This is a genomic window from Martinezella sp. CNPSo 3890 (assembly GCF_057784455.1).
This window is the reverse complement of record NZ_JBXSOR010000015.1, coordinates 139,576-147,584: the sequence shown is the minus strand read 5'-3', so window position 1 is coordinate 147,584 and position 8,009 is coordinate 139,576. Positions and strand designations below refer to the sequence as shown.

Annotated in this window: 4 protein-coding genes; 2 read left to right on the top strand and 2 right to left on the bottom strand. The window is 60.2% G+C overall.

Translation table 11 applies throughout. The annotated features are described in order from the left end of the window. Positions 1-35 precede the first annotated feature (35 nt). Together AC13RC_RS26950 and AC13RC_RS26945 are read right to left on the bottom strand one after the other, a co-directional pair. Positions 36-1,112, bottom strand: a complete 1,077-nt coding sequence (locus AC13RC_RS26950; protein WP_113389768.1) for a nucleotidyltransferase family protein — start codon at positions 1,110-1,112, stop codon at positions 36-38. A 287-nt stretch (positions 1,113-1,399) separates the two neighbouring features. Further along, positions 1,400-3,169 (bottom strand): glucan ABC transporter ATP-binding protein/ permease, encoded by a 1,770-nt coding sequence (locus AC13RC_RS26945; RefSeq protein WP_113352737.1) that lies wholly within the window; start codon positions 3,167-3,169, stop codon positions 1,400-1,402. Between the two features lie 377 nt (positions 3,170-3,546). Here AC13RC_RS26945 and AC13RC_RS26940 point away from each other — a divergent pair, with 377 nt between their 5' ends. Both AC13RC_RS26940 and pyc read left to right on the top strand, forming a co-directional pair. Then, positions 3,547-4,287, top strand: coding sequence for a helix-turn-helix transcriptional regulator (locus AC13RC_RS26940; protein WP_113389770.1), 741 nt, complete (start codon positions 3,547-3,549; stop codon positions 4,285-4,287). A gap of 116 nt (positions 4,288-4,403) precedes the next feature. Beyond that, positions 4,404-7,865: a pyruvate carboxylase gene (pyc, locus tag AC13RC_RS26935; protein WP_488559060.1), complete on the top strand. Its 3,462-nt coding sequence runs from the start codon at positions 4,404-4,406 to the stop codon at positions 7,863-7,865. Positions 7,866-8,009: the final 144 nt, after the last annotated feature.

Sequence of the window (8,009 nt, the reverse complement as noted above, 5' to 3'; positions counted from 1 at the left end):
GTGTTATGCGCAGCTAGCTCCCAAGCGCGTCTAAATCAGAACGGGACATGATCGCCCAGATCTTCAACCTGTACCCCGAGAGCCTTCGCAAGGGCCCTTCTTCCGCTATCAGGCAACCTTGTAAGGCTGCTGGCGATCGCTTCCTGCCACGATGGCCCTCTCGCGCACGCCTCTTCGTAGGCATCGGCTAAGACGTCGCCTTGGCGTGTCTCCACGAGGGCCTCGAAAAGCAGGGAGGCCTGAGATCGATCCTTGTCTGCCTTGGTGCGTCCCAACGCGTCTGTGAGCCGTCTCGATGCTACGATGAGTTTGTGGACGGCAAACCGCTCGGGAACCGGAACTAACACGCTTACACCTTCACGATGAAGAAGCACGGTGCGGACAGGTTCGTAGATCAGGTAGTCCAAGAATCGTAGGCTTTCCGCCGACGCGCCTCCGAGGGCGGGCATGGGCGATGGTTTGCCGGAATACTCGTCAGATCCCCGGTTGCTCGTGAGAAACTCTACTCGATAGCCCTTTGCGTTCACGAAAGCGACGACCTTTGCCTGATCCGATTGGTGCGGGATCGCTCGGAAGCTGGGATCAACCGACTGGAGGACTTCCAGCACGGGTGGCAGACTATCCCCAACTTCTGCCGAGATTGCAAAATCCTGCGCGAAATCGGCATCACTTGTCTGCATTGCCGACGAGGGCAGCCGAACACCAAGAAGGCCCGCATAGGTACCGAATGCCACAGATCCGATCAGGACGGCCCGCAGTCGGAACAATCCGGCGTCCGCAAGGGCCTTCGTGATGTCTCCAGCGAATGGGTCTGGACCGGGAAGACCAGCGCGACGCAAGGAGCTGACCATGCGCCGGCGTTCCTTGATGTTGTCCTTGATCTGCTTGTGGGCGTTCACCCGCGCCGTGATTTCTTCGTCGCTGTGCGGGCCGACATAGCGTCGCTTGTCGCCGTTTGGTGTAGGGAGATCGAAATACCAGTAGTCGCGGCCCTTGACGGGAACCGTGACGAAACGCCCCTCCAGAGGGAAGTCCGCATGGAACTGGCCATCGAGTGCGCGCTGTGCGAGTTCCGCGAACATTGTTCGGTATACAATATCGATTTCTTTCATCGATATATTCCTCTGAAGCGTTGCGTCCGCGCGGTCGTCAGCTGGTAATCATTTCCTTGAACGCGATTTTGCGACGACATAGTTATAATGTTTCCGTAGAAAGATTATAACTCATTTTGCCGGCGTCAACGATTGCATCAATTATAATTTCTTCGCGAAAACATTATAACCAGAGCAGAACTCCGGTTGGCGCTTGTTTCACAAATATCGTTCGCCCACAGCCTCAACAGCAAAAAAGCCGGGAGAGCATCGCTCTCCCGGCTTTGATCTTGGGCCCCTTGCGAAGATCAGGCGGCTTCGCTTTCCGTTGTGTGTGCCTTGCGGACTTCCTCGTCCGTCAGGATACCGCTGGCGCGCAGCAAGGCGGCGAAGCGGCCGTTGCTCTGGCTGAGCTCGTTGAAGCTGCCATTCTCGATGATGCGGCCGTTGTCCAGGAAGAGGACCATATCCGCCTCGCGGACCGTCGACAGGCGATGCGCGATGATGAAGGTCGTGCGGTTCTGGCGCAAGTTGTCGATCGCCGTCTTGACCCGGTTTTCGGTTTCGACGTCGAGCGCACTGGTCGCTTCGTCGAGCACCAGGATCGGCGCATCCTTGAGGATGGCGCGGGCGATCGCGATACGCTGGCGTTCGCCACCCGAGAGCTTGTTGCCACGCTCGCCGACGCGGGTATCGTAGCCGCCTTCGCGGGTTTCGATGAAGTCGTTGGCGGCGGCGGCCTGGGCTGCGCGGATCATTTCCTCCTGCGTCGCACCTTCACGGCCGAGGCGGATGTTGTCGCTGATCGAGCGGTTCAGCAGGCCGGCATCCTGGAAGACGGTGGCGATGAAGCGGCGCAGCGACTTGCGGGTCACCTTGGTGATGTCGTGACCGTCGACGAGGATCTGGCCCTTCTGCGGATCGAAGACACGCTGCAGCAGGTTGACGAGCGTCGTCTTGCCGGCGCCCGTCGGGCCGACGATGGCGACGGTCTGGCCAGCCTTCACCTTGAAGGAGATGTCGTGCAGGCCCTGCGACGAGTTGGCGAAGCCGAAGGATACGTCGCGGAACTCCACTTCGCCCTTGACGTCCTTGATTTCGGCAAGGCCGGCCGGCTCTTCGCGGTCGCGAACCGAATCTTCCAGCGTGTAGAAGTCTTCAAGCTTGGCGCGAGCTTCGAAAATCTGGTTGGCGAAGTTGCGCAGCTGCTCCAGGCGGCCGATCAGCACGTTGGCAAAGGCGATGAAGGTGATGAGCGCGCCAAGGCTCAGGCTGCCGTCCTGGACCAGAATGGTGCCGATCATCAAGATCGCCATCATGGCGACAGTCGAGGCCGTGCGATTCAGCGCGCCGGCAAGAGCCCACCAGTCGAGCACCGGATACTGAGCCTGCAGCAGGCGCTCGGTGAAGGACTTCAGTGCCTTGGTTTCGGCTTCGATGCGGTTATAGCTGTGCAGCACCGAAACGTTGCTGATCGAGTCGCTCACATGCGAGAAGACGGTGTTGTAATGGCTCTCGACCGAGCTCTGGCCATCCTTTGTGCGGTTCATGACCAGACGGCCGATGATCCAGTAGAAGACGCCGAGCAGGACGAGGACCGCGGACAGTCGCAGGTCCATGGCCATGGCGGTCGGGATCATGATGACGAGCGCGACGGCGGTCGTGAGGTGGTTGCGCATGAATTCCAGCCACAGGCCGAACAGCGCTTCGCAGGCGCGAAGCAGCGTGTTCAGCGCGCTTGCGGTGCCGCGCTGGCTATGCCAGGACAGCGGCATCGAGATGATGCGGCCGAATGCTTCGGTGAGCAGGGAGGCGCGGCGGCCATGCGCAAGGCGGTCGGCCTCGCGGGACACAACGATGAAGGCGACAGCACTGAAGACGGCGAAGCCCGCCCACAGCATCATCGTCGGCGTGACGGCTTCTTTCTTGGCAATGGCGTCGAAGATACGGCCGAACAGGACCGGTTCATAGATGGTGGTCATCGCAAGCGCGATGTTTGCGACCACCACCATCCAAACGCGGTAGCGATACGCGCCAAGATACTTCAGGGCTCTTGCATAGACTTTGAACAGTGACACGTCAGGCACCCTCTTTGCATCAGCAAAACTCGGAATGCTGCGACACTACAGATCGGTACCTGAACCGGCGATTAACGGAATCTGAAGCTGTTTTTTCAAGGGAATTTCCCGCCTGACGCGTGCTGTCGCAGCGAGGTGCTATCGGCCGCCGCAGAAATGTGACAATTTGGGGACGACCCTGCCGCGACATCATCCGTTACTATTAAGTCACGCCGAGCGCGGCCATTCACGGTTGAATGGTAAAAAAATCGCCAAAGGCGTTCAATTTCGCGCCGGCCTGAGTATGTTGCCGGCGATTAAGCGCGCTATGGGGCCAGGCGAGCAGGGTGGCAATGCTCGTCCGCCAATAATTCAGGCTGCGAGGCCGAGGGGTAAATGTGAATATCCATTCGCTAATAGAATTGCTTGTGGTTATCGAAGAATGCGAGCGTACAAAGGATGTCGTGGCCGAGCTTGAGCTTGTGCTCCGTTCCTACAAATTCGATTTCTACGGTCTGCTGCGGCAGACGAGGCCGAATGTCGATATCGCCAACTTCATGCTGGCAGGCCGCTGGCCCGATCAATGGCCGCTGACCTATGTCCGCAAGAGATACATGCTCGTCGATCCGGTGGCGCGCTATGCCACCAGGGCACAGCGCCCCTTCCGCTGGAGGGATGCCGTGGCTGCGCACAAATCGGACCCGCTCCGGCGCCGGATGGAGCAGATGATGGCGGATGCTCGTGCCAACGGGCTTATCGACGGCTATATTTTTCCGATTCACGGACGAAGCGGTCTGCTCGGCAGCATGACGATCGGCGGTGAGGCGGTCGATCTTTCCCCGACCGAGCTTTCGCTCTTCGATGCCGTGGCCAGAAAGGCCTTCTGGCGGCTGCTAGAGCTGCGCGACGAAGCGCAATTGCTCGAGGAACAGGAGAAAGCCGATCTGAAACTGACCAAACGCGAGATGGAGGTGCTCAACCATCTGGCCGACGGCATGACGTCGATCGAGATCAGCCGGCTGCTGACGATCTCCAATCATACCGTCGACTGGTACATGAACAGTATCCAGGACAAGCTGAAGGCCAGAAATCGGCAGCACATTGTTGCCATCGCTTTCAGAAACGGACTTATTCCGTAACGGCAACTATTTTGATGTCGGATGTCGCAGGAGAAATTGAACTTCCTGTGACAAGAAGTTAAGAATTCTCTTCGCGGGTGCAGCATTGCCCGTTTCGATGCCGTGAGGAGACAGTATTGCCCATATCCAAGATCCTGGTTGCCAACCGTTCCGAAATCGCCATCCGCGTATTCCGCGCCGCCAACGAGCTTGGCATAAAAACGGTGGCCATCTGGGCCGAGGAAGACAAACTCGCGCTGCATCGCTTCAAGGCCGACGAGAGCTATCAGGTCGGCCGCGGTCCACATCTTGCCCGCGATCTCGGGCCGATCGAGAGCTATCTGTCGATCGACGAGATCATCCGCGTTGCCAAGCTTTCCGGCGCCGATGCCATCCATCCAGGTTACGGCCTGCTGTCGGAAAGCCCGGAATTCGTCGATGCATGCGATGCCGCCGGCATCATCTTCATCGGCCCGCGCGCCGATACGATGCGCCAGCTCGGCAACAAGGTGGCCGCCCGCAATCTTGCGATCTCGGTCGGCGTGCCTGTCGTGCCGGCAACCGATCCCTTGCCTGACGATATGAAGGAAGTCGCCAAGATGGCGGCCGAGATCGGCTATCCGGTCATGCTCAAAGCCTCCTGGGGTGGCGGCGGCCGCGGCATGCGCGTCATCCGCTCCGAGGCAGACCTTGCCAAGGAAGTGACGGAAGCCAAGCGCGAGGCGAAGGCCGCCTTCGGCAAGGACGAGGTCTATCTCGAAAAGCTCGTCGAGCGTGCCCGCCATGTCGAAAGCCAGATTCTCGGCGACACGCATGGCAATGTCGTGCATCTGTTCGAACGTGACTGTTCGGTTCAGCGGCGCAACCAGAAGGTCGTCGAGCGTGCGCCGGCCCCCTATCTCACCGATGCGCAGCGTCAGGAACTGGCCGCCTATTCGCTGAAGATCGCCAAGGCGACGAATTATGTCGGTGCCGGCACCGTCGAATATCTGATGGATGCCGATACCGGCAAATTCTACTTCATCGAAGTCAATCCGCGCATTCAGGTCGAGCATACGGTGACCGAAGTCGTCACCGGCATCGATATCGTCAAGGCGCAGATTCATATTCTCGACGGCTTTGCCATCGGCACCCCGGAATCGGGCGTTCCGAAGCAGGAAGACATTCGACTCAACGGCCATGCGCTGCAGTGCCGCGTGACGACGGAAGATCCGGAGCACAATTTCATTCCGGATTATGGCCGCATCACCGCCTATCGTTCTGCGTCCGGCTTCGGCATCCGTCTCGACGGCGGCACCTCCTATACCGGCGCGATCATCACCCGTTATTATGACCCGCTGCTGGTGAAGGTGACGGCCTGGGCGCCGAACCCGCAAGAGGCGATCGCCCGCATGTACCGTGCGCTGCGCGAATTCCGCATCCGCGGTGTCGCGACGAACCTGACATTCCTCGAAGCGATCATCACGCACGAGAAATTCCGTGACAACAGCTACACGACGCGCTTCATCGATTCGACGCCGGAACTGTTCCAGCAGGTCAAGCGCCAGGACCGCGCCACGAAGCTTCTGACCTATCTCGCCGATGTCACGGTCAACGGCCATCCGGAAACGCGCGGCCGTCCAGTACCTTCGCCCAAGGTGGCGCAGCCAGTGTTGCCCTATATAGACAGCAATATCCCCGACGGCACCAAGCAGCTCCTCGACAAGCTCGGCCCGCAGAAATTCGCCGAGTGGATGCGCAACGAGAAGCGCGTGCTGATGACAGACACGACGATGCGCGACGGCCATCAGTCGCTGCTTGCGACCCGCATGCGCACCTATGACATCGCCAGCATCGCCGGCACCTATGCGCGCGCCCTGCCGCAGCTTCTGTCATTGGAATGCTGGGGCGGCGCCACCTTCGACGTCTCCATGCGCTTCCTGACGGAAGATCCATGGGAGCGTCTGGCGCTGATCCGCGAGGGCGCGCCGAACCTGCTGCTGCAAATGCTGCTGCGCGGCGCCAACGGCGTCGGCTATACCAATTATCCCGACAATGTCGTGAAATACTTCGTCCGCCAGGCGGCCAAGGGCGGCGTCGATCTCTTCCGCGTCTTCGACTGCTTGAACTGGGTCGAGAACATGCGCGTGTCGATGGATGCGGTTGCCGAGGAGAACAAGCTCTGCGAAGCGGCGATCTGCTACACGGGCGACATCCTCAATTCGGCGCGGCCGAAGTACGACCTGAAATATTATACCGATCTCGCCGTCGAGCTGGAAAAGGCCGGCGCTCATATCATCGCGCTGAAGGATATGGCGGGCTTGCTGAAGCCGGCTGCCGCCAAGGTACTGTTCAAGGCGCTACGCGAGGCGACAGGCCTGCCGATCCACTTCCATACGCATGATACCTCGGGCATTGCCGCTGCGACCGTGCTTGCCGCCGTCGATGCCGGCGTCGATGCCGTGGATGCCGCGATGGATGCGCTGTCGGGCAATACCTCGCAGCCTTGCCTCGGCTCGATCGTCGAAGCCCTCAAGGGCTCCGAGCGTGATCCGGGCCTCGACCCCGAATGGATCCGCCGCATCTCCTTCTACTGGGAAGCCGTGCGCCATCAGTACGCCGCCTTCGAAAGCGATCTCAAGGGACCGGCCTCGGAAGTCTATCTGCACGAAATGCCCGGCGGCCAATTCACCAACCTCAAGGAGCAGGCCCGCTCGCTCGGGCTTGAGACCCGCTGGCACCAGGTGGCGCAGGCCTATGCCGATGCGAACCAGATGTTCGGCGATATTGTCAAGGTAACGCCGTCGTCCAAGGTGGTCGGCGACATGGCGCTGATGATGGTCAGCCAGGACCTGACGGTCACCGATGTTGAAAACCCGGCCAAGGATATCGCCTTCCCGGATTCGGTCGTCTCCATGCTGAAGGGCGATCTCGGCCAGCCGCCGTCCGGATGGCCGCAAGCGCTGCAGAAGAAGGCGCTGAAGGGCGACAAACCCTATACCGTCCGCCCCGGTTCCCTGCTTGCCGAGGCCGATCTCGATGCGGAGCGGAAGGTCATCGAGACCAAGCTGGAGCGCAAGGTCGACGATTTCGAATTCGCCTCCTACCTGATGTATCCGAAGGTCTTCACCGATTACGCGCTGGCCGCCGACACCTACGGCCCGGTCTCGGTGCTGCCGACGCCGGCCTACTTCTATGGTCTCAAGGAAGGTGATGAGCTCTTTGCCGAGATCGAGAAGGGCAAGACGCTCGTCATCGTTAACCAGGCGATGACGGCGACCGACGAGAAAGGCATGGTGACGGTATTCTTCGAGCTCAATGGCCAGCCGCGCCGCATCAAGGTGCCGGATCGCGCCCATGGGGCTTCCGGCAGTGCCGTGCGCCGCAAGGCGGAAACCGGCAATGCCGCCCATGTCGGCGCGCCGATGCCGGGCGTCATCTCCACGGTCTTCGTCTCGCCCGGCCAGGCGATCAAGGCCGGCGACGTGCTTGTTTCCATCGAGGCCATGAAGATGGAGACGGCGCTGCACGCCGAAAAGGATGGCACGATCTCCGAGGTGCTGGTGCGCGCCGGCGACCAGATCGACGCCAAGGATCTGCTCGTCGTCTACGGCGCATAATCCAAGCTTCGCTGAGATATGAAGGCGGCCGAATCTGGCCGCCTATTGCAGACGGGAGCTTTGGTCGCGGGTATCCGAGATCGGCTCTCCATGTGCGAACGCGACGAAGAATTCCATAGCTTTCGTGTCGGATCATGGTAGCCA